The sequence below is a fragment of the Paenibacillus phyllosphaerae genome, assembly GCF_014192105.1.
Classification (GTDB): Bacteria; Bacillota; Bacilli; order Paenibacillales; family Paenibacillaceae; genus Paenibacillus_Z; species Paenibacillus_Z phyllosphaerae.
In genome coordinates this window covers 820,798-842,897 of the sequence record NZ_JACHXK010000001.1, presented here as the reverse complement: position 1 = coordinate 842,897, position 22,100 = coordinate 820,798, and the positions used below count along the sequence as shown (strand labels likewise).

Annotated in this window: 17 protein-coding genes and 1 riboswitch; of the genes, 10 read left to right on the top strand and 7 right to left on the bottom strand. The window is 58.5% G+C overall.

The window, feature by feature from the left end; genetic code table 11:
* The first annotated feature begins 145 nt into the window (after positions 1–145).
* Both FHS18_RS03445 and FHS18_RS03440 read left to right on the top strand, forming a co-directional pair.
* Positions 146–1,819, top strand: a complete 1,674-nt coding sequence (locus FHS18_RS03445; protein WP_183596974.1) for a glycerol-3-phosphate dehydrogenase/oxidase — start codon at positions 146–148, stop codon at positions 1,817–1,819.
* A gap of 91 nt (positions 1,820–1,910) precedes the next feature.
* Positions 1,911–2,495 (top strand): putative signal transducing protein, encoded by a 585-nt coding sequence (locus FHS18_RS03440; protein ID WP_183596972.1) that lies wholly within the window; start codon positions 1,911–1,913, stop codon positions 2,493–2,495.
* 88 nt (positions 2,496–2,583) lie between these two features.
* Here the strand turns inward: FHS18_RS03440 and ade are convergent, their stop codons facing one another.
* Positions 2,584–4,338, bottom strand: coding sequence for an adenine deaminase (gene ade / locus FHS18_RS03435; RefSeq protein ID WP_183597360.1), 1,755 nt, complete (start codon positions 4,336–4,338; stop codon positions 2,584–2,586).
* A 56-nt stretch (positions 4,339–4,394) separates the two neighbouring features.
* Positions 4,395–4,494: riboswitch (purine riboswitch) on the bottom strand.
* 104 nt (positions 4,495–4,598) lie between these two features.
* Between ade and FHS18_RS03430 the strand changes: the two genes are divergently transcribed.
* From FHS18_RS03430 to FHS18_RS03420, 3 genes are all read left to right on the top strand, one after another.
* Complete coding sequence (locus FHS18_RS03430) at positions 4,599–5,501, top strand: phosphotransferase (RefSeq protein WP_183596970.1); 903 nt, start codon at positions 4,599–4,601, stop codon at positions 5,499–5,501.
* 263 nt (positions 5,502–5,764) lie between these two features.
* Positions 5,765–6,136 carry an IDEAL domain-containing protein gene (locus FHS18_RS03425; protein ID WP_183596968.1) on the top strand — a complete coding sequence of 124 codons (372 nt, stop codon included), beginning with the start codon at positions 5,765–5,767 and terminating at the stop codon, positions 6,134–6,136.
* 42 nt (positions 6,137–6,178) lie between these two features.
* Complete coding sequence (locus FHS18_RS03420) at positions 6,179–7,303, top strand: NADH-dependent flavin oxidoreductase (RefSeq protein ID WP_183596966.1); 1,125 nt, start codon at positions 6,179–6,181, stop codon at positions 7,301–7,303.
* A 74-nt stretch (positions 7,304–7,377) separates the two neighbouring features.
* Here FHS18_RS03420 and FHS18_RS03415 read toward each other — a convergent pair whose 3' ends face one another.
* The 6 genes from FHS18_RS03415 to fadR form a co-directional block, all read right to left on the bottom strand.
* Positions 7,378–7,557 carry a hypothetical protein gene (locus FHS18_RS03415; protein ID WP_183596964.1) on the bottom strand — a complete coding sequence of 60 codons (180 nt, stop codon included), beginning with the start codon at positions 7,555–7,557 and terminating at the stop codon, positions 7,378–7,380.
* A gap of 23 nt (positions 7,558–7,580) precedes the next feature.
* Complete coding sequence (locus FHS18_RS03410; RefSeq protein ID WP_183596962.1) at positions 7,581–8,441, bottom strand: phosphotransferase family protein; 861 nt, start codon at positions 8,439–8,441, stop codon at positions 7,581–7,583.
* Between the two features lie 104 nt (positions 8,442–8,545).
* Positions 8,546–9,004 (bottom strand): RDD family protein, encoded by a 459-nt coding sequence (locus FHS18_RS03405; protein WP_246427410.1) that lies wholly within the window; start codon positions 9,002–9,004, stop codon positions 8,546–8,548.
* A 167-nt stretch (positions 9,005–9,171) separates the two neighbouring features.
* Positions 9,172–10,152: an electron transfer flavoprotein subunit alpha/FixB family protein gene (locus FHS18_RS03400; RefSeq protein WP_183596960.1), complete on the bottom strand. Its 981-nt coding sequence runs from the start codon at positions 10,150–10,152 to the stop codon at positions 9,172–9,174.
* A gap of 31 nt (positions 10,153–10,183) precedes the next feature.
* Complete coding sequence (locus FHS18_RS03395) at positions 10,184–10,951, bottom strand: electron transfer flavoprotein subunit beta/FixA family protein (protein ID WP_183596958.1); 768 nt, start codon at positions 10,949–10,951, stop codon at positions 10,184–10,186.
* 223 nt (positions 10,952–11,174) lie between these two features.
* The gene (gene fadR, locus FHS18_RS03390; protein WP_183596956.1) at positions 11,175–11,759 is read right to left on the bottom strand and encodes a fatty acid metabolism transcriptional regulator FadR; all 585 of its coding nucleotides are present in this window, start codon (positions 11,757–11,759) and stop codon (positions 11,175–11,177) included.
* 280 nt (positions 11,760–12,039) lie between these two features.
* Between fadR and FHS18_RS03385 the strand changes: the two genes are divergently transcribed.
* From FHS18_RS03385 to FHS18_RS03365, 5 genes are all read left to right on the top strand, one after another.
* Positions 12,040–14,169 carry a (Fe-S)-binding protein gene (locus FHS18_RS03385; protein ID WP_183596954.1) on the top strand — a complete coding sequence of 710 codons (2,130 nt, stop codon included), beginning with the start codon at positions 12,040–12,042 and terminating at the stop codon, positions 14,167–14,169.
* A gap of 38 nt (positions 14,170–14,207) precedes the next feature.
* Complete coding sequence (locus tag FHS18_RS03380) at positions 14,208–16,604, top strand: 3-hydroxyacyl-CoA dehydrogenase/enoyl-CoA hydratase family protein (RefSeq protein ID WP_183596952.1); 2,397 nt, start codon at positions 14,208–14,210, stop codon at positions 16,602–16,604.
* A gap of 27 nt (positions 16,605–16,631) precedes the next feature.
* Positions 16,632–17,816, top strand: a complete 1,185-nt coding sequence (locus FHS18_RS03375; RefSeq protein WP_183596951.1) for an acetyl-CoA C-acyltransferase — start codon at positions 16,632–16,634, stop codon at positions 17,814–17,816.
* Between the two features lie 758 nt (positions 17,817–18,574).
* Positions 18,575–20,353: an acyl-CoA dehydrogenase family protein gene (locus FHS18_RS03370; protein WP_183596949.1), complete on the top strand. Its 1,779-nt coding sequence runs from the start codon at positions 18,575–18,577 to the stop codon at positions 20,351–20,353.
* Positions 20,354–20,386: 33 nt separating this feature from the next.
* Entirely contained in the window at positions 20,387–22,072 is a 1,686-nt protein-coding gene (locus tag FHS18_RS03365; protein WP_183596947.1) for an AMP-binding protein, read from the top strand.
* Positions 22,073–22,100 lie beyond the last annotated feature (28 nt).

Genomic DNA, 22,100 nt, shown 5'->3' with positions numbered 1-22,100 from the left:
ACGCAGCATTGACTGGCAATACTAAGTTCATAGCGGTAAGACGAGAAGAAACCTTGGGGCTCTTTTGGTGCGTTCGTGCGCCAAGGAGTGTTCGAGGTTTTTTGGCATAGGAAGACGCTTCGGAGCCAGGGAGGGAGAGAGTCGAATGGCGGACTTGAATGCATTCCATCGGACAACGCAATTGCAGCAGATGGAGGCAAGCGAATATGACGTGCTCATTATCGGCGGAGGGATTACGGGTGCGGGAATTGCGCTGGATGCCGTATCGCGGGGGCTGAGGACGGCGCTCATCGAGATGCAGGATTTTGCGGCGGGCACCTCGAGCCGTTCGACGAAGCTGGTTCACGGGGGCTTAAGATATCTGAAGCAATTCGAGGTCCGCATGGTTGCGGAGGTCGGCAAGGAGCGGGCGATCGTCTACGAGAACGGGCCGCATGTGACGACGCCGGAATGGATGCTGCTCCCCTTCTACAAGGGCGGCACGTTCGGACCGGTTACCGCCTCATTCGGCTTGCGCCTGTACGATTACCTGGCCGGCGTGAAACGTTCGGAGCGCAGGCGAATGCTGAGCAAAGATGCCGTCGTCGGCAAGGAGCCGCTGTTGCGCCGCAAGGAGCTCAAAGGCGGCGGCTATTACGTCGAATACCGGACGGACGATGCGCGTCTGACGATCGAGGTGCTGAAGAAGGCGGCGTCGCTCGGCGCAGATCTGATCAATTACACGCGAGCGGTGCGGCTGCTTCAGGAGGACGGCAAGCTGACTGGGGTGGAAGCGGCAGACGTGCTTGATGGACGTACGCTCACGCTGCGTGCCCGCCGCGTGATTAACGCTACTGGTCCATGGGTCGATGGGCTGCGCGAGCTCGACGGCTCGAAGCAGGGGAAGACGCTGCGCCTCACCAAAGGCGTCCATCTCGTCTTCGACGGCAGACGGTTCCCCCTGCGCCAAGCGGTATACTTCGATACGCCGGACGGCCGCATGGTGTTCGCGATTCCGCGAGACGGCAAAACGTATGTCGGCACGACGGATACCGATTACGAGGGCGATCCGGCAACGCCGCGCATGGATGCTGCCGACCTGCGCTATCTGGTCCGAGCGGCGGGAGCCATGTTTCCGACCTTGAAGCTGACGGCTGCCGACGTCGAGTCGAGCTGGGCCGGGCTCCGGCCGCTCATCTATGAAGAGGGCAAATCGCCTTCCGAGGTGTCGCGGCGGGATGAGATCTTCCAGTCGCCATCGGGGCTCATGACGATTGCGGGAGGCAAGCTGACCGGTTACCGCAAGATGGCGGAGTCGGTGACGGATCTGCTCGTGCAGTCGCTGGAGAAGGAGGGCCACGGCCCGTTCCGCCGCTGCCAGACGAAGACGATCCCGATCTCCGGCGGCGATGTCGGTGGCGCTGCGGGATTCGAAGCTTTCGTCCGCAGCCAGGTGAAGCCAGGCGTCGAGCTCGGCCTGACGGAGTCGGAAGCGGCCCAGTTGGCCCGCCGTTACGGCTCGAACGCGCCCTCGATCATGTTCCGTATGCCTGCGCTGCAGGAGGAGGCAAGACGATACGGCTTGGAGCCGTACGTCATGGCCCAGCTGCAGTACAGCATGGAGCAGGAGATGGCGCACAAGCCGGTCGATTTTCTCATCCGCCGGACAGGCGCGCTTTACTTCGATATTGCCCAGGTGCGCGAGATCAAGGACGCCGTCATACGCGCGATGGCGGAGCAGCTGAAGTATACGAGCGAACAGAAGAAGCGCTACGCGGCCGAGGTGGAGACCGAGCTGAAGGCAGCGGTGACGGGGCAGTCTTCCTCGCCTCAAGTTTAAAATTCTATTAATTCCCAGAAACCTCTATTTATAGGTGGTCTGCTGTGCGCTATAATCATTCCCGTGATGATGCTGTAACGGAGGTTAAAGCGTGAATAAATTTGATCGGGCTTCATTCGTTGCTCTCAAGGATTGCAGTGAACTTGAAGCCATGTTTATCGAGCCATTGCTCGAGTCGGCGAATATTCCGTTCTATCGGGTCGAGCCGGGAACTGGCAACTATTTGCGTCTCTACATGGGGGCGGCTCCGTCTGCTATACGGCTCTATGTTCCGGTCGATTGCTATGAACAAGCGAAGGATATCGTTACATTCATCTCCGAACAGGAGACCGAGGAGGAAGTTGAGGAGAAGCCCCAACACGGTTCGAGGCTGCATGCGATCAGAGGGTTGGCGGCGTTATTCCTGCTCGTGCTTTACTTTTCGGACGCGTTGCCAGGCGCGATGTATATGATGAAAGACGTCCTGGCGCATTTTCGCGAGGATGCCGGCATCGAAACGGAGTATTTTCCTGTGCAGGCCGACCCGGGGCTCGAATTCAGCGATGACTCGGAAGAGATCTATGGCGAGGAGTACGCGGAGGAGTCTAACGATGGTACGTACGAAATCGATTTCCGGTCGATTCCGCAACTCGTGGAACCTGAGCAGGCAGACATTCCGATCAAGCTCCGACCTTAGCGGAATCGGCTTCAAATAACGCAAACGGCAGCCCGATGGCTGCCGTTTGCGTATGGACCTATTTTGTCCCTAGTCAGCGCTTCTGCTCCTACGCTTCCACCGGAATATGAGAGAACGAGTTGAAATCGAACAAGCCTTTGTCCGTCAGCTTCAAGTGCGGGATGACCGGCAGCGTCAGGAACGACAAGGTCAGCAGCGGGTTAAAAGCTTCCGAGGCTCCGATCTGCGCCATCGCCAGCCCGAGCTGTTTCAACCCCTCATACACCTCGAGATAGGGCCGATCGGACAGTAATCCGGCAATCGGCAGCGGCAAGGAAGCGAGCACCTCGCGACCGGCTACGACCGCGGCTCCGCCTCCGGTGCGCGTCACTTCATCGATCGCCGCCAACATGTCGTCGTCGGATGTCCCGACCACCACGATGTTGTGGGAATCATGCGCCACGGTGGTCGCGATTGCCCCGCGCTTCAATCCGAAGCCTTGGACGACGCCTACGCCAACGTTCCCCGTCGCGTTATGCCGCTCGATGACGGCTAGTTTCAGCAAGTCGCTGTTCACGGAAGGGAAGAAGCAGCCGTCCTTCACGTCGACCTGTTCGATCCGGTGCCGGGTCACCAGCGAGTTCGGAATGATTGCGATGACGTGGCAGCGGTCGCCTTGGAGCGGGATCGCCAGGTGAGCCGCTTCGACCTTCTTAGCATTCAGTCCGGGCAGCTTGCCGCTTGCATTGCAGCTGCCGCTCTCCGGTGCAGTCGAAGGGAAGGCCTCCTCCACCAATCGGCCTGCATCCACGACGCAGCGGCCGCGCTTATACACTTGGTGAATCGTGACCTGTTCCAGATCGTCGAGCAGCAGCAGGTCGGCCTGATACCCTGCCGCGATGGCGCCATGATGACGCAGGCGGAAACATTCGGCCGTATTGAGCGTCGCCATCTGAATCGCGGTGACCGGATCGAGTCCCCGGCCGACCGCGAGCCGCACGATATGGTCGATGCTGCCCTCGCTGAGCAGATCGTCGATCAGCTTATCGTCGGTGACGAACAGGCAGCGTCTCGCGTTGCGCGGGGTGACGGCCGGCAGCAGCGCTTCCAGGTCCTTGGCGACCGTCCCTTCGCGGATCATCAGGTACATCCCGAGGTCGAGCCGATCCCGCGCCTCTTGCAAGCTGACGCTCTCATGATCGCTTCGGATATCCGCGGCCATGTACACGTTCAACCCCTCGCGGCTGATCCCCGCGGCGTGTCCGTCGATGACGGCGCCGGCCTCTTGCGCCATCGCGATTTTGTGCAGCATGCGCGCATCCGTACTCGCCACCGATGGATAATCCATCACCTCCGCTAACCCAAGCACTTTCGGGTGGCCATAGAAGGGAGCCAGTTCTTCGGCGCCCAGCTGCGCGCCGTTGCTCTCGAACGGGGTTGCCGGGACGCAGGAGGGCAGCATGACGTAACAATCGAGCGGCAGCCCTTCCGCCGCATCGAGCATATATTGAATGCCGGCCGCCCCTGCGACATTGGCGATTTCGTGCGGATCGGTCACGACCGTCGTGACCCCGTGCAGGAGCGATACCCGGGCGAATTGCTGCGGCGTGAGCAGCGAGCTCTCAATATGAACGTGGCCGTCGATGAAGCCGGGTACGATATACCTCCCTTGCGCATCGACGATTTCTTTGCCCTCGTAGGCGCCGATCCCGGCGATCATGCCTTCTACGATGGCGATGTCGCCTTCCATCAGCTCACCCGTAAATACATTCACGATCCGGCCACCCCGAATGACCAGATCCGCTGGTTCCTGCTTGGCCGCCACTCGGATGCGAGTTTGCAATGCTGCCCGGTTGTTCCCCATCATCCACACTCCTCTTCTCGATAAAAAACAAAAAAATCCCGATCACAAAAACATGTAGGTACGATACACATTTTTGTAATCAGGATTTTACGGCTCCTGGTAGAGACCCTCAAACCATATTATTGAGGTTATACAATACGCAATAAAGTTGTAGCTATTATACGGCAATGGAAAGCTAAAGTTCAAGCAGAATCGAGTCATGTTAGAATAGAGGCAGGCCGGTCGGATAAATCGATAGGAACGGGGAAGAGGCGATAACAATGACGCGCAAGCTAGATTTTCAGCAGGCAACGATCATCTATGCCGGACTTGGTGAACGGAAGGTAGAGCGGGTGATGGACGAGACGGGCGGAAGCTTTATAGTAAAGCCAAGCAGCCATCCATCACGGGAAGCGATGGTCTATGAACAAGTGCTGCCCGCGATCTCGGCCCGCTATCCGAAGCTGCTCTCGCAGTGGGAGGAGGAAAGCAGCGGATGGCTATTGTTCGAGGATCTTGGCGAGCTGGAGCATCCCTACGACCTTGAGGCAGCCAGCCAGGTCATGACCGAGATGGCTCGCTGGCATGAGCTGCCGCCTGCTATTATGTCGGGGATTGCCGGAGAAGGCGTCAAGCCTTCGTATGCCGATATGGTTGCCGAGCTGAGGCGGGATGAGGCAAGACTAGCCGATTTGCTGGGCGGACAGGACAGCGGCGTGGACTTGCGGCGGCTATTGGCCGAGATCGGCAGCCGGACAATCGATACGGATCAAGTGATTTCGCATGGCGATCTGCATGTGGGCAATTATTCGCTGATCGGCGGCCAGTTATATATTCTCGACTGGGAGCATGCGCATCTGAGCTGCCGTTACTGGGACTTGTTCCACGTTATTGACCTCTCGCATCCGTTATATCCGAGGCGAACGGCGCTTGCTTGGCGGGAGGAGCTGCTTCAGACTTACTGGGAAGAAGCACAGCGCTTGGGCGCAAAGCTAGACCGGGAGGCGTTCCTGCAGGCATACGGGCAATTCGCCATCATATTCTCGCTATGGATGCTCAAGCTGATCGCGCAAGATTTATCCGGTGACGGGGGACCTTGGGCAAGGGAGCAGCTGCTCGTGCAGCAGGCGGAGACGTTAGCCATTACGCTGCAACTGTTTGAGCAGTACGGCAGCTGGATATAAAGCTAGTAGAGGGGCCGATGCAGCGCGCGTCGGCTTCCATTGCATTCATCCTTAACCATCCGCACCTGCCGCGCAAGTCGTTGCCAACCTCATTACCTTGCCACTTGACAAAGTTGTTTCAAACTTTTATTATGAGTGTAACTATTAAATATATAGTTAATGTGACGACGCAGCAGGTGAAGGCAGGCGGATCGTCTCATTTATTACTCTAAGTGTAATGGAACTTGTTACAGTTAAAATGAATAGACAGGTGGTGTTCGAAGATGAAATTCCAAGTCAGCGATTGGGTGCAAGGCAACACGGAGAGCGGCGAATTGATCCAAGGCTTTGTCGTCGCCAGTTATGAAGGCGGGGCGGTGGCTAAGGTGCACGTCGTCAAATCCGATAATGAAGACGCCGTAGGCCGGGTCATACCGATGCGCGAAGCGCGGCTGCGTGAGATCCCTGCGGCGGGCGAGAGCATGGGCCAACTGAAGGATCTGATCGATCTGGCGCTGACGGTACGGGATGAGGCATGGTTTCTGGAGCTTTCGGCCAGATTAAATCAGGGTCCCCGCCAGGAAGGACATCCTACGAGCCAATCCATTCCGGATACAGCCAGCTATAATCGTTTAGGCTCGCAAGGATTGAAATAATAAGAGAACAGTCAACCGACTGATTGAAGGAGCGAACCAAGCATGAAACCACAGTACCAACCTCTATTCGACAGCTTCAAACTGAAGAGCGGCGTAGAGTTGAACAATCGCCTCGTGATGGCGCCGATGACCAACTTCTCCTCGGATGAAGCAGGCCATGTAAGCGACGCCGAGCTTAGCTACTACGAGCATCGTTCCGCCGGCGTAGGCCTTGTCATTACGGCGTGTACCTTCGTTACGGCCAATGGCAAAGGCTTCCACGGCGAATTCGCCGGTCATCAGGATGAATTCGTCCCGAGCTTGAAGCGGCTTGCGGACGGCATTAAGTCGAAGGGGGCTAAGGCGATCCTGCAGATCTTCCATGCAGGCCGTCAAGCACCGGCGGCGCTTGTGCCGAATGGAGACGTGGTGAGCGCAAGCGCGGTCAGCTCGGAGCAGAATCCAAGCGTTACGCCTCGCGAGCTGAGCGAGGCCGAGATCGAATCGATCATCCGCGACTTCGGCGAGACGACGCGGCGCGCGATTGAAGCGGGCTACGATGGCGTCGAGATCCACGGGGCGAACGGCTATCTGATTCAGCAGTTCTTCTCTCCGCATGCCAACCGCCGAGAGGACCGTTGGGGCGGCGATCTGGAGAAACGCCTGGCGTTCCCGCTGGCTGTGGTGCGCGAGGTGAAGCGGGTGGTCGCCGAGCATGCGAAGGCGCCTTTCGCGGTCGGTTACCGGTTCTCGCCGGAAGAGGCAGAGACGCCGGGGATTACGATGGAAGAGACGTTCCGCCTCCTCGATACGCTCGCCCTAGAAGAGCTGGATTACCTCCATGTTTCGCTGATGGAATTCTGGTCGGCGCCAAGACGCGGAGCGGACGAGAGCAAGTCGCGCATCGAATGGATCGTCGATCGTGTCGCTGGCCGCGTGCCGGTCATCGGCGTCGGATCGATCCATACGCCGGATGAAGCAGCCAAAGCTTTCGAATCCGGCATTGAGCTGCTGGCGCTCGGCCGTGAACTCATCATTGAGCCGCATTGGGTGCAGAAAGTGCGCGATGGCCAAGAATCGGACATTGCGACAACGCTCACGCGTAATGACCAGGAGCGCCTGAACGTGCCGACTCCGCTCTGGCAGGCGATCGTGAATACGCCTGGCTGGTTCCCGGTCGCGGACTAACCGCGAACTTGCCCGTTCCTATACCAAAGCCCGCAAGCATCATGCTTGCGGGCTTTGCTGCATTCATATATAAGTCAAGACTTGTTCTTCGCTTGGTTGTACAGGGCGAGATTGACCGCCCCGAGGCTGGTGAAGATCGCGAACAGTCCGATGCTGGCGAACAGTTGGCCGCCGAACAAGCCGCTGACGAGGATAAGGACGGCGGCAGTGAAGAAGAGGACGCTGGATATGAGCTGGAGCCTCTCTTTTTCCACGTGAAACAACTCCTTATGAGGCGTTATGAGGCGATATCCTTCAAGTTTCGTCTGATCTCCCGTACGAGCAGCTTCTTCTCGTCTTCCGAGATGCCGTCCGCGATCAGCTTCCGAGCTGCGAGCGGGACGAGCCACGGCTCCACGTCGGCGTAATTAATGCCGGACAATCGCGCATACGTATCCATGAACAGATCAATAAGGTTCTCTCGAATGTGATCGAAGTATGCGGCGGCGGCACGCGGGAAGGACTTGGGCAGGACCGCATAGCGGACCATTAATATGAACTCGGCTAAGTCCGCCTCCGGGTTGCCGATCGTCGCATTCATCCAATCGATCATCGTTACCCGGCCATCGTCGGCCATAATGATATTGTTCGGATTCGGATCGCCATGGCAGATCCGGCGTTTGGCAGGCAGCGAATCGAGCATGGCCATCAGTTTGGATTTCTCGTTAATCGTTAGGTAGGGCGCGCGGAGAATGGCGTCTCTGATGATGGGACGCTGAGCTGGCAGCTGGATGTCGCTTGCTTCGCGATGGATGTTGTGGAGCACGGGAGCCGTTGCGACGAGGGCAAAGCGATCTTCAAGATGTGATCCTGCGTCAGCGCACTCGATCAATTGCCGCGTGAAGCGTCCCATGATCGTCTCACCGTCAATCCGCTCCATCACAAGCCCGTGACGGCCCTCGATGGTGGTCATCTCGTAAGGTTTGGGCGCGGGGAGGCCGTGATCCCAGGCAGCTTTGGTGTTCGTATATTCGAAGCGGAGCGCTTCATAGCTCGTGTTCGGCTTAGCCACCTTAATAATCCGCTTATCGTCTTCCCAGGCATAGACCTCTGAACATCCGCCTTCGCCAATTCGACTTCCCATACGAGGATCATTCATTCTTTAGCATCTCCTTTGCTTGATAACAGCAGATTAGCTAGCGCAAACGATTCGAGAAGCAGCAGATTACCAGTGGTGCTCGGGGGAAAAGGTCAAGTCGACGGTTACCGGTCAGAGTCGGCCACGACCTGCGTACCGGCAATGAAATCATGGATGCTGCGCTTATCGTCGCGGACGCCGACCATGATCGCGGAGATCAAAGCCCCAATACCGAAGGTGATGGCGTATAGGATATTCGAGACGATCGTTCGCAGCAGCATCGTCCCGATCCCGAGCGGCTCGCCGTTCACGCGGATGATCCGAGCGCCGATCGCTTTCTTGCCGAGGGTACGGCCGCCCCAGAGCAGCGGCAGGAAGATCATGTACAAGTAACTAAGCGCATCGACGGAATAGGACCAGACCTTGTTGCCGTTCCATTCGCCGAAAATAAGCAGGCCGACGAAGCCAAGCGGGATAGAGAAGATCAGACCGTCAATCAGCAACCCGCCGAGCCTGGCCCAGAAACCGACCGGTATGGCATAGATATGATCCATGCTTTTCTCGTCAAAGGCGTCTTCATGCATGACATCTTCACGCTCCTCATGATGTATTCCAGTAATTACTAATATTATAAGAGCGGTGGGAACGGTTTGTCGACACCGATCTCCTTGCCAAAAGCGCGAATCCCGCTGCCACTTAAAGTGACGGCGGGATTCGAATGAAGGAATGAATAAAAGGATGGCGGTTCGCGTTAGGCCAGCGCCTTGCGGAATTCTTGCGTCAGGAGAGGCACGACTTCGAACAGGTCGCCGACGATGCCGTAATCGGCAATCTGGAAGATCGGCGCATCCGGGTCCTTGTTAATTGCGATTATGATGCGCGAGCCGTTCATGCCGGCCAGATGCTGGATGGCGCCGCTAATGCCGCAGGCGATGTAGATCTCCGGCGTGACGACTTTGCCGGTCTGCCCGATCTGCAGCGAATAATCGCAGTAACCGGCATCGCAGGCGCCGCGGGAGGCGCCGACCGCGCCGCCGAGCAGCTCGGCGAGCTCCTCGAGCGGCTTGAAGCCGTCCCCACTCTTCACGCCGCGTCCGCCGGAGACGATCACCTTCGCTTCGGTCAGGTCGACCTTGCCGGACATCTTGCGCACGACATCGCGAATGACCGTACGGAGCGGCTTGGAAGGGGAGTAGTCATGTTTGACGATGCCGGCTGCCTGCCCGCCGCCTGCGCTGCCCGCTGCCGGGATATTGTTCGGACGGATCGTCACGACCCAAGGATAGGCGCGGAATATCTTCTTCTCGATCGCCTTGCCTGCATAGAGCGGACGGGTGAAGACGACCTCCTCGCCGGATTGCTCGATCGCGGTGACGTCGGACAGTTGGCCGGCGGACAGCTTCGCGGCGAGCGCAGGCGCCAGATCGCGCCCGAGCGCCGTATGGCCGAGGAAGACGCCGTCCGGCCGGATGCTATCGATGAAAGGAGCAAGCGCATCGACGTAACTTTCGGGATTGTACTGCTTCAGGCTATCCGTCTCGATGACATGAACGTCAGACAATGCGTAGGCGGCAAGTTCGCCGGCGAGTCCATCCAGGTCGCTGCCCAACAGGACGGCGGCAAGCGAATCGCCATCTTTGGCCGCGAGCGATGCTGCTTGAAGCGCTTCCAAGGTAACTTGGCGAAGCTTGCCGTCGCGGTGCTCCGCAATAATGAGAAATGTTCTGCTCATGCTGGAATTCCTCCTTTGATCGCCTCTAGGATTAGATGACTTTCGACTGCGTGCGGAGCAGCTCGACGAGCTTCGCGGCTTGCTGCGGGATGTCCCCGGATAGAATTTGGCCGGCTTGGCGCGATGGCGGAAGCGAGAGCGACGTACGCTCGGTTCGGGCTTCCAGCTGATCTGGCGTCAGGCCGACATCATCCAGCGTCAGCGTGCGCAGCGGCTTTTTCTTCGACTTCATAATGCCGGGCAGGGAAGGATAACGCGGCTCATTGAGCCCTTGCTGCGCGGTGAACAGGGCCGGGAGCGTCACGTCCAGCAGCTCCAGATCGCCCTCGGCGTCGCGCTCCACGCTGGCCGTTCCGCCTTGGAGCGTTAATTTGGTAATCGAGGAAGCATGCGGAATGCCGAGCAGTTCGGACAGACGGACCGCCACCTGCGCGCCGCCGTTATCGACGGAGAAGTTGCCGCCGAGGATCAGATCGTACGATTGCTGCTTCAGATAAGCGGCAAGAACGGTAGCTATCGCATGTTCATCCTGCGGAATCCGCGCGTCTTCGATGAGAACGGCTTCATCGGCGCCCATCGCAAGGGCGGTGCGCAGCGCTTCCGTCGTGCGCGCGGGACCGACGGAGAGCAGGGTGACCGTGCTTCCGTCCTGCTCCTTGATGCGCAGCGCCTCCTCGACGGCGTATTCGTCGTAAGGGTTGATGACGAATTTGACGCCGTCCTCGGATACCGCGCCATTCTCGATGACGATTTTCTCCTCCGTATCAAACGTTTGCTTCAGCAGCACAACCACATTCATCTGACTTGCTCCTCTCTACATGGAAGGGTGGGTAGACGATTTAGAGGTTATTCAAAAAGCCATCCATTGATCACGAAGTAAATCAGGGAGTAACTCGTCATCGAATCTTGCGTGCAGGCTTGAAGTCCGGTGCTCATTTAGGTTTGCCTAAACTCCGCTCCTCCTTCTTCGCCTTCACAGCAAGCTTCTCGGTGCTGAATGGTCGACTTTTTGAATACGCACTTTAAGGCTTCAACGCTCTTAGGAAAAAGGAAACAGTGTTGTCGATCTGCGCGGCAAGCGAATATTTCCGCCCGGCGATGAGCCAGGAGGTCACAACTTCATCCATCGCGCCGAAGATCAGCAGGCGCGTCAGCTTCACATCCAGCCCTTGTCGGAAGGTGCCTTCCTCCATCCCTTGAACCAGGACGTTCTCAATCAGCTGTATGTACGGCTTGACGGTCTGGCCGATCGCCTTGCGCAGCTCCAGGGAGCTCTGGCGCAGCTCGATCTGGGTCACATAAGCCAGATCGGGGTTGTTCTCGAGCTCCGTGTAATGAAGCTCGCATATCTTGCGCAGCGCTTCATCGGCGGTCTCGGAATCGCGGGCCGACGCTTCGAACTTGCCGACCAGCTCGCCTAACCGCTCGCGGAACAGGGAGACGAGGATATCTTCCTTGTTCTTGAAATATAAATAGATCGTTCCGTCCGCGACGCCGGCCTCGCGGGCGATCTTCGATACCTGCGATCCGTGGAAGCCGGTCTCGGCGAACACCTTCACGGCGGCACCAAGGATCAATTCAAATTTATTCATTTTTTTACTTGTCATGTGCGCACCTCGGTGATAAAATTCAAACTGAATGAATCGTCATTCATTTTTCTGATTCCATCTTATGAAATCCGCAAGGCGTTGTCAACGTTATTCGCGCATAAGATTTGTACATGTAAGCAGGCAATAGATTGTCCGCAATCGGCTGGCTGTATGTGTGTTGGAGTTTGAAGAAGACCGTCCCGCAGGCGATGTTTGGCAGGGGGCAAGACGATTCATTTTTTTATTTTCACCGTGAAAAGGCTTACATGAATAGTCTCGCAAGAAAGGACGGGTGCTCATGCTATTGTCGTGGCTGCATTATTTGCTCTTCCTGCTCGTTGCAGGGTACGCCCTTTCGTTATTTTACCGGGCCGTGTACCATCGTTATCTCTACATCCGGCTCGGGAAGAAGCCGGAGAAGCCGTTCGACTGGCGCAGCCGGGTCGGCGACTTGGCGGTTCAGGCGTTCGGGCACAGCAAGCTGCTGAAAGACCGCCGAAGCGGCATCATGCATCTGTTTATTTTCTACGGCTTCATCATTCTGCAGTTCGGCGCGCTCGATCTTATCTATACCGGCTTGTCCGGCGGCGACCCGCTGCCGATCCCCGGCTATTCGGTGTTCGGGCTGACGCAGGAGATTACGGTGCTCGTGATCCTGCTGGCCACCGGATATGCGGCCTACAGGCGTTACGGCGAGATGCTGGCGCGGCTCAAAAAAGGCTGGAAGCCGGCGATCGTCCTGTTCTTTATCTTTTTCCTAATGCTGTCCGTTATTCTGTCGCTCGGCTTCCACCGGGTATGGATGGGCCATGAGGCATCCGGGTACGCGCCAGTATCGTCATTGCTGGCTGCCTTGTTCGGCGGATTGTCTGCAGGTGCGGCGAAAGCGTTGTTCTTCGTCAGCTGGTGGGCGCATCTGGTCATCCTGCTCGCGTTCCTGGTGTACGTGCCGCAGTCGAAGCATTTTCACCTCATTACGGCGCCGATCAATATTTTCCTCGGCCGCAGCGAGCCGGTCGGCAAGCTCGCCAAGCTGGACTTGGAGGACGAAGAGGCGGAATCGTTCGGCGTCGGCAAGATCGAAGATTTCACGCAGAAGCAAATGCTCGACTTCTACGCATGCGTCGAATGCGGACGCTGCACCAACGTATGCCCGGCCTCGAATACGGGCAAGGCGCTCTCGCCGATGCATCTGATCGTGAAGCTGCGCGATCATCTGACGGAGAAGGGAGCGGCGGTCACGAGTAAATCGCCTTGGATGCCGGCCTTTGCTTTCGGAAATGGAAGCGTTCACAGCATGTCCGCACCCGATCTTGCCGCAGGTTGGGAGTCGGAGGGCGTGACGGATATTCAGCCGACGTTGAACTGGCAAAAAGCCGGATGGCAGCAGGCGGAGAAGAAGGCCGAGGAACTGTCGCTCATTGGCGACGTCATGACGGAGGATGAGATCTGGGCTTGCACCACATGCCGCAATTGCGAGGATCAATGTCCGGTCGGCAACGAGCACGTGGACAAAATCATCGACCTGCGCCGCCACCTCGTGCTGATGGAGGGCAGCGTGCCGCATGAGGGCCAGCGCGCGATGCAGAATATCGAGCGCCAAGGCAATCCGTGGGGCATCAGCCGGGCGGACCGCAGCCGCTGGACGGAGGACATCGAGGGCATCAAGGTGCCGACGGTGAAGCAGAATTCGGACTTCGAGGTTCTGTTCTTCGTCGGTTCGATGGGATCGTACGACAACCGCAGTCGCAAAATTTCCCGCGCCTTCGTCCGCCTGCTGCACGAAGCCGGCGTCAGCTTCGCGATCCTCGGCAACGAGGAGAAGAATTCGGGCGACACGCCGCGCCGGATGGGCAACGAGATGCTGTTCCAGCAACTGTGCACGGAGAACATCGAGACGTTCCGGAAGTACGGCGTCCGCAAGATTGTGACCGCATGTCCGCATACATTCAATACGCTGAAGAACGAATATCCCGAATTCGGGATGGAGGGGGTGGAAGTGCTGCACCACACGCAGCTGCTCGACCAGCTGGTGAAGGAAGGGCGCCTTACGCCGCGGCATGCGGTGAAGGAGCGCATTACGTATCACGATTCCTGTTACCTCGGGCGTTACAACGATGTGTACGATCAGCCGCGGAATATACTCCGGGCGATTCAGGGCGTTGAGCTGGTCGAGATGGCCCGTTCGCGGGAGAACGGGATGTGCTGCGGCGCCGGGGGCGGCATGATGTGGATGGAAGAGACGGCCGGCAAGCGGGTGAACGTGGCCCGGACCGAGCAGGCGCTTGCGGTGAATCCGACGATGATCAGCAGCGCATGCCCGTATTGCCTGACGATGCTCGAGGATGGCACGAAGCAGAAGGAAGCGGACGAACGCGTGAAGGCGCGCGATGTCGCCGAGATATTGGAGCAAGCCGTATTCGGTTGATAGGGTAATCCATAACTGTTCTAGGAGGGATCACGTACATGGCAGCATCCATTAAGAAAGCCGCTGTAATCGGGTCAGGCGTCATGGGCGCCAGCATTGCCGCGCATCTGGCGAACGTAGGCATCCCGAGCCTGCTGCTCGATATCGTCCCGCAAGCCTTGACCGCGGAGGAGGAAGCCAAAGGGCTGACGCTGGCCCACCCTGCCGTACGCAACAGATTGGCAACGGCGGCGCTCGCCAAGCTGCCTGCCATCAAGCCGTCGCCGCTGTATGACGATGCGCTCGCAAGCCGCATAATGCCGGGCAATATCGAAGACGATCTTCACAAGATCGCGGGCGTGGATTGGGTCATCGAGGTTGTTGTTGAGAACCTGGACGTCAAGCAGAGCCTGCTGGAGAAGATCGAACGGCATTGGAAGCCGGGCGTGATCGTCAGCTCCAATACGTCCGGCATCTCGATCAACGAGATGGCGAAGGAGCGCGGGGCGGAGTTCAAGCGGCATTTTCTCGGGACGCATTTCTTCAACCCGCCGCGCTACATGAAGCTGATGGAGATCATTCCGGGCGAATCGACTGACCCTGCGATCGTGCACAAGATGGCCGCCTTCTCGGAGCGGGCCCTTGGCAAAGGCGTCGTCATCGCCAAAGATACGCCGAACTTTATCGCGAACCGGATCGGTACTTATGGGCTGCTCGTGACGCTGCAAGTGATGGCGGATAAGGGCTTCACCGTCGATGAGGTGGACGCGGTCACCGGTCCTGCGCTGGGGCGGCCGAAGAGCGCAACGTTCCGCACGCTCGATCTCGTCGGTCTCGACACGTTCGTCCATGTGGCGAACAATGTGTTCGAGAAGGTGGATAACGCCGAGGAGCGTGCCGTGTTCGAGCCTTCGCAGCTGCTGAGGGACATGGTCGCCAGAGGCTGGATCGGGGAGAAGGCGGGGGCAGGCTTTTATAAGAAAATCAAAGGCGCGGCGGGAAGCGAGATACTGTCGCTCGATCTGAACACGATGGACTATGCCAAGGGCAAGAAACCTGCCTCTGCTTCCCTCGAAGCGGCTAAGGCTGCCAAAGGAGCAAAGGAGAAGACGAAGGCGCTGCTCGGCGGAAGGGACCGCTATTCCGATTTGGCCTGGGAGATTACGAAGCTGACGCTTGTATATTCGGCGGCGAAGATCGGCGAGATCGCCGATACGATCGAGGATATCGATAAGGCGATGAAGTGGGGCTTCAGCTGGGAGCTCGGTCCTTTCGAACTGTGGGATGCGATTGGTCTAGTGCGATCGGTCGAGCGGATGGAAGCCGAAGGCACGCAGGTGCCGGCCTGGGTGAAGGAATGGATCGCCGCGGGCAACACGTCCTTTTATAAGAAGGAAGCGGGTTCGGTTGCTTATGCCTACGAGGGCAAGTACCGCCAGGTTGAGCAGCCGAAGGAGAAAATCTCACTGCGCGCGCTGAAGGAACAGGGCAAAGTGATCCGCAGCAACAGCGGCGCGAGTCTGATCGACGTCGGCGACGGGGTGGCGGCGCTCGAGTTCCATTCGCCGAACAATGCGATCGGCGCGGATATTCTGGTCATGATCCAGCAGAGCGTCGATGAGGTCCGCAGCAATTACGAGGCGTTGATCATCGCGAACGAAGGGCGCAATTTCTGCGTCGGCGCCAATCTTATGCTGCTGCTTATGGAAGCACAGGATGAAGAGTGGGATGAGGTCGACGGCATCATCCGGCTGTTCCAGAACACGATGATGAAGCTGAAGCATTCGGAGAAGCCGGTCGTGGCCGCGCCTCATCGGATGACGCTGGGCGGCGGCGTCGAGGTATGCTTGCCGGCCGACGAAGTATGCATGTTCGCCGAGACGTATTACGGCCTGGTCGAGGCCGGCGTCGGACTCATTCCGGCAGGCGGCGGCTGCAAGGAGCTGACGCTGCGCGCCAGCTTGGCGAATCCGAATCCGGAAGTCGATCTGCAGCCGCATATCAACCAGCTATTCCTCAATATCGGCACGGCCAAAGTATCGACGAGCGCGCATGATGCCAGGAAGCTTGGCTATCTCCGCGGTTCGGACCGCGTCATCATGAGCCAGGATTACCTCATCCATGAAGCGAAGCAGGCGGCGCTGCGTCTCGTGCAGGCCGGATACGAAGCGCCTGGACAGCAGAAGATTCGCGTCGTCGGCTCGGACGGCAAGGCGGTCATGAAGATGGGCGCGCTCGGCATGCGCCAAAGCGGGTATATCAGCGACCATGACTTGCTGATCGCGAACAAACTGGCCCATGTGCTCGCAGGCGGCGATGTGCCGGCAGGGACGCTCGTGACGGAGCAGTATATGCTCGATCTGGAGCGGGAGGCGTTCCTCAGCCTGTGCGGCGAACCGAAGACGCAGCAGCGCATGCAGCACATGCTGGCCAAGGGCAAGGCGCTTCGCAACTAACGACGATCGAAGGAGAGGTGTGAACGCATGAGAGAGGCAGTTATCGTAGCTGTGGCACGAACGCCGGTCGGACGTGCGAAGAAAGGGAGCTTCGCGCATACGCGAGCCGAGGACTTAGGCAGAGCGGTGCTGGAAGCCGTGATCGATCGGGCGCCGGGCGTGAGCAAAGCGGATATCGAAGATATCATCATCGGCTGCGCGATGCCCGAGGGCGAGCAGGGGCTGAACTTTGCCCGCATCATGTCGCTGTATGCGGGGTATCCGTCGACCGTGCCGGCGCTGACGATTAACCGATTCTGTTCGTCGGGCCTTCAGTCGATCGCCTTTGCGGCGGAGCGCATTATGGTCGGAGCCGCGGATATCATCGTCGCGGGCGGCGTGGAGAGCATGAGCCATGTGCCGATGGCCGGCTTCAAGCCTGCTCCGCATCCGCGCATCGTCGACGAGCGGCCGGATATCTACATCGCGATGGGCCATACGGCCGAGAACGTGGCGGAGCGCTTCGGCATCTCCCGCGAGGACCAGGACCGCTTCGCGGCAAGCAGCCACCGCAAGGCGGCGCAGGCGCTGCAAGCCGGCGTGTTCCGGGAGGAAATCGTGCCGGTCGCGACCTCGCTCCGCGGCTTCGGAGACAACGGCAAGGCGTGGGAGAAGCCGATCGTGCTGGAGATGGATGAAGGCGTGCGTCCGGATACCTCGGTCGAAGGCTTGGCGAAGCTGAAGCCGGCGTTCAAGGCAAGCGGTACCGTCACGGCCGGCAATACGTCGCAGATGAGCGACGGGGCGGCAGCGGTGCTCATCATGAGCCGCGAGAAAGCCGACGAGCTCGGGCTGAAGCCGCTCGCGGGCTTCAAGTCGTTCGCGCTCGCCGGCGTCGATCCGGATATTATGGGCGTCGGGCCGGTCGAGGCGATCCCCAAGGCGCTGCGGATGGCCGGAATCTCGGTGGACGATGTCGATCTCTTCGAGATCAATGAGGCGTTCGCGTCCCAGTGCCTGCACATTATCCGGGCCCTGGAACTCGTTGAGGAGAAGGTGAACGTGAACGGCGGGGCCATCGCCCTTGGCCATCCGCTCGGCTGCACGGGCACGAAGCTGACGGTCAGCCTGATTCACGAGCTGAAGCGCCGCGGCGGCGGGATCGGCGTCGTCTCGATGTGCATCGGCGGCGGCATGGGCGCAGCCGGCGTGTTCGAGGTGTACGGGGAGTAGCCGGGAGACACCGCCTGGTAGTTGGCGGGCGCGTGCATCTCCAGGTGAGGCTAGACCGGAGTAGCGGTAAATTTGCGGCTAAATGGTGCGCTCGTGTGAAGGTGGATCGGAATAGCGGTAAATTTGCGGCTAAATGGTGCGCCCGTGGGAGTCTGGCTCAGGATAGCAGTAAATTTGCGGCTAAATGATGCGCCCGTGTGAAGGTGGATCGGAATAGCGGTAAATTTGCGGCTAAATGGTGCGCCCGTGTGAAGGTGGATCGGAATAGCGGTAAATTTGTGACTAAATGGCGGTGAGGCGAGCGGAAGATCGGAATAGTGAGCTGTAGTGGACTAACTGGTGGTCAGGCGAGCGAAAGGTCCAGAATAGTGAGCTGCAGTGGACTAACTGGCGGTCAGGCGAGCGGAATTGTGTAGTAGCACCAGTACGACTAGAAGGTGAGTCGAGTAGCGAGTACGTGGCTGCAGTAGTACCAGTGCGACTAGAAGGTGTGTCGAGCAACGAGTATGTAGCTGCAGTAGCGCCAGTGCGACTAGAAAGTAAGTCGAGTAACGAGTATGCAGCTGCAGTAGCGCCAGTGCTACTACAAGTCGGGCACCGCACGCAAAAATCAAAGCTTATGCTTCCGAAGCGAGTTTTTGCTAGACTAACCGTCGGGCAATGCACGCAAAAATCAAAGCCTTTGCTTCCGAAGTGAGTTTTTTGCTCGACTAATCCGTCGGGCTACGCACGCAAAAATCTCTGAGGAGTGTGCAACCATGACCCAAACCAAAAAAGTCGTCGGCGCGAGCTTTATTATCGAAGACCAGGACTTCCACTCGATTGTGACCCCGGATGAGCTGACCGACGAGCAGCGCATGATCGCCGAAACGACGGCGGAATTCGTGGAGCGCGACGTGCTGCCGGTCGACGAGCAGCTGGAGAAGCTGGACTACGACCTGACCGTGAAGCTGATGCGCAAATCCGGCGAGCTCGGCCTGCTCGGCGCGGACGTGCCTGAAGCGTTCGGCGGGCTTGGCCTCGACAAAGTCAGCTCGACGCTCATCAGCGAGCATCTCTCCCGCGCGGCGTCGTTTGCCCTCTCCATCGGCGCGCATGTCGGGATCGGGACGCTGCCGATCGTCTATTTCGGCAATACGGAGCAGAAGAACAAGTACCTGCCTGCTCTCTCGACCGGCGAGTTGATCGCGGCCTATTGCTTGACCGAACCCTCCTCCGGTTCCGATGCCTTGGGTGCCAAAGCCACAGCCAAACTGTCCGAAGACGGCCAGCACTACATCCTGAACGGCACGAAGCAGTTCATCACGAACGCGGGCTTCGCGGACGTGTTCATCGTGTACGCGAAGGTGGATGGCCAGCACTTCAGCACGTTCATCGTCGAACGCACGTATGAAGGCGTCAGCGTCGGACCGGAAGAGAAGAAGATGGGGATCAAGGGCTCCTCGACCCGTCCGCTTATTCTGGAGGATGTGAAGGTGCCGGTAGAGAACCTGTTATGGGAGGTTGGCAAAGGCCACCTGATCGCTTTTAACATCCTGAACATCGGGCGCTTCAAACTGGCGGTCGGCTGCCTCGGCGCTTCCAAGGAAGCCATCGAGCTGAGCGCCAAATACGCGAATACGCGCACCCAGTTCGGCAAGCCGATCTCCTCGTTCCCGCTCATCGGCAAAAAGCTGGCCGAGATGAACACGCGCACCTACGTACTGGAGAGCATCATCTACCGCACGGCCGGCCTGATGGACGCGGGGCTCAGCGACATCGACCATAACAGCCCGGAAGCGGGCGTGCAGTCGGCCAAGGCGATTGCTGAATATGCGATCGAATGCTCGATCAACAAAGTGTTCGGCTCCGAGGTGCTCGACTTCGTCTCCGATGAGGGCGTTCAGATTCACGGGGGCTATGGCTTCATTCAGGAGTACAAAGTGGAGCGGATCTATCGCGATTCGCGGATCAACCGGATTTTCGAAGGGACGAACGAGATCAACCGTCTCCTCATTCCGGGTACGCTGGTCAAGCGCGCGATCAAAGGCGAGCTTCCGCTGCTTCAGAAGGCGCAAGGACTGCAAGCGGAACTGCTGCAGCTCGTGCCGGGCCAAATTTTCGAAGGAACGCTCGAAGAAGAGACGCATCTGGTCTCCATGGCGAAGAAAATCTTCCTCATGGCCGGCGGCACGGCCGTCCAGAAGCTGAACACGAAGCTCGAGCAGGAGCAAGAGGTGCTCAGCGCCCTTGCGGACGTCATGATCCAGATCTATGCGATGGAGAGCGCGCTGCTCCGTACGAAGAAGCTTATCGCCAAGCAAGGCGAGGACAAATCGGCAGCCGCGATCGCGATGGCGCAGGTGTTCATTCACGAGGCGTTCGCCGAGATCGAGGCGTTGGCCAAAGAGACGTTGTCCGCCATCGAGACCGGCGACACGCTGCGCACGCAGCTGTCCGTGCTGAAGAAGCTGACGCGCCGCAGTTCCGTCAATACGGTCGCCCTCAAGCGCCAAATCGCGGCACGAGTGATTCCAGCCGAACGCTACCTGTGCTAATACGCGATTCCGAACCTAAAGAGGTGATGGGTTTTGTCACAACAGCCGTGGTACTCGCATTACCCGCAAGAGGTGCCTTCGACTTACCCGTATCCTGAGCAAAATTTGGCCGGCTTCCTTATCGAGTCGGCCTCGAAATATCCGAACAACAAAGCATTGCATTTCTTGGGCAAGGAGCTGACTTACGCGCAGCTCCTGTCCGCTTCTTACCGATTCGCCCACGCCCTGCGCGGCCTTGGCGTCGGCAAAGGGGACCGGGTGGCGATCATGCTGCCGAACTGCCCGCAGCTGGTCATTGCTTATTACGGGGTGCTGCATCTCGGCGGCGTCGTCGTGATGACGAACCCGCTGTACATGCAGCGGGAGCTAGCGCATCAGTTGCACGACTCCGGCGCTTCGGTGGTCGTCACACTTGATTTTCTATACCGCAAAGTCATGAGCGCGGTCCCGTCCATGACCGACACGCATATCATCGTGACGTCGATCAAGGATTATCTTCCGTTCCCGAGTAACGTGCTCTATCCGATTAAGGCGAAGAAGGACGGCTTGGAGCGCGAAGTCCAATACGGCGGCCGCGTGCACGCCTTCCGCAAGCTGCTGCGCGGTTCCCCGGCAACGCCGCTGCATACGGAGGTCGACGCGAAGCGCGATTTGGCCTTGCTGCAGTACACGGGCGGGACGACCGGACTGTCCAAGGGCGTCATGCTCACGCACTACAACATGATCGCGAACACGATACAGACGAGCCTCTGGGCGTACAAAAGCGTACCGGGACAAGAACGTTACTTGGCAGCTCTTCCGTTCTTCCATGTGTTCGGGTTAACCGTTCTGATGAATCAGGCGATTATGCTGGCCGGCGAGATGCTCCTGGTGCCCAAATTCGAGATCGCTGCGATTCTGAAACTCATTCATACGATGAAACCGACGATCTTCCCGGGCGCGCCGACGATGTATATCGCCCTCATTAATCATCCGGACATCCGTAATTACGATCTGTCCTCGATCCGAATGTGCATCAGCGGGGCTGCGCCGCTGCCGCATGAGGTGCAGGAGCGTTTCGAGGCGATCACCGGCGGCCGGTTGATCGAGGGCTACGGCTTGACCGAGGCTTCGCCGGTGACGCATGCGAATAATATATGGGAGAAGCGCAAATTCGGCTCGATCGGCATTCCGTTCCCGGATACGATCGCCAAGATCGTGCATCCTGAGACGGGCGAGGATGTGCCGGAAGGGCAGATCGGCGAGCTGGCCGTCTTCGGGCCGCAGGTAATGAAAGGCTATTGGAATGCTCCTACCGAGACGGCGAAGGTACTGAACAATGGCTGGCTGCGCACCGGCGACATGGCGCGGATGGACGAGGACGGCTACTTCTACATCATGGACCGGATGAAGGACATGATTATCGCGGGCGGCTTTAATATTTTTCCGCGGGAGGTTGAAGAGGTGCTGTTCGAGCATCCGGCGATCGCCGAGGCCGTCGTCATGGGCGTGCCGGACCAATACCGGGGCGAGACGGTGAAGGTATTCGTCGTGCTGAAGGAGGGCGCGAAGCTGACCAAGGAAGAGCTGGAGAAATTCTGCAGAGAGCGCCTGGCAGCGTATAAAGTGCCGCGGATTTACGAGTTCCGCGCCAGCCTGCCGAAGACGATGGCCGGCAAGATTCTACGGCGCAAGCTGGCCGAAGAGGACCAGAACCAGGAGGCCGAGAAGGTGAAGTAAGCGGGAATGCTGCTAGTTCCATGAACAC

What these genes read in the sequence shown, in the direction of transcription:
- FHS18_RS03445 (WP_183596974.1), top strand. Translation starts at nt 146, where the DNA reads ATGGCGGACTTGAATGCATTCCATCGGACAACGCAATTGCAGCAGATG.
- ade (WP_183597360.1), bottom strand. Translation starts at nt 4,338, where the DNA reads ATGGGGAACAACCGGGCAGCATTGCAAACTCGCATCCGAGTGGCGGCC.
- FHS18_RS03430 (WP_183596970.1), top strand. Translation starts at nt 4,599, where the DNA reads ATGACGCGCAAGCTAGATTTTCAGCAGGCAACGATCATCTATGCCGGA.
- FHS18_RS03425 (WP_183596968.1), top strand. Translation starts at nt 5,765, where the DNA reads ATGAAATTCCAAGTCAGCGATTGGGTGCAAGGCAACACGGAGAGCGGC.
- FHS18_RS03420 (WP_183596966.1), top strand. Translation starts at nt 6,179, where the DNA reads ATGAAACCACAGTACCAACCTCTATTCGACAGCTTCAAACTGAAGAGC.
- FHS18_RS03410 (WP_183596962.1), bottom strand. Translation starts at nt 8,441, where the DNA reads ATGAATGATCCTCGTATGGGAAGTCGAATTGGCGAAGGCGGATGTTCA.
- FHS18_RS03405 (WP_246427410.1), bottom strand. Translation starts at nt 9,004, where the DNA reads ATGCATGAAGACGCCTTTGACGAGAAAAGCATGGATCATATCTATGCC.
- FHS18_RS03400 (WP_183596960.1), bottom strand. Translation starts at nt 10,152, where the DNA reads ATGAGCAGAACATTTCTCATTATTGCGGAGCACCGCGACGGCAAGCTT.
- FHS18_RS03395 (WP_183596958.1), bottom strand. Translation starts at nt 10,951, where the DNA reads ATGAATGTGGTTGTGCTGCTGAAGCAAACGTTTGATACGGAGGAGAAA.
- fadR (WP_183596956.1), bottom strand. Translation starts at nt 11,759, where the DNA reads ATGACAAGTAAAAAAATGAATAAATTTGAATTGATCCTTGGTGCCGCC.
- FHS18_RS03385 (WP_183596954.1), top strand. Translation starts at nt 12,040, where the DNA reads ATGCTATTGTCGTGGCTGCATTATTTGCTCTTCCTGCTCGTTGCAGGG.
- FHS18_RS03380 (WP_183596952.1), top strand. Translation starts at nt 14,208, where the DNA reads ATGGCAGCATCCATTAAGAAAGCCGCTGTAATCGGGTCAGGCGTCATG.
- FHS18_RS03375 (WP_183596951.1), top strand. Translation starts at nt 16,632, where the DNA reads ATGAGAGAGGCAGTTATCGTAGCTGTGGCACGAACGCCGGTCGGACGT.
- FHS18_RS03370 (WP_183596949.1), top strand. Translation starts at nt 18,575, where the DNA reads ATGACCCAAACCAAAAAAGTCGTCGGCGCGAGCTTTATTATCGAAGAC.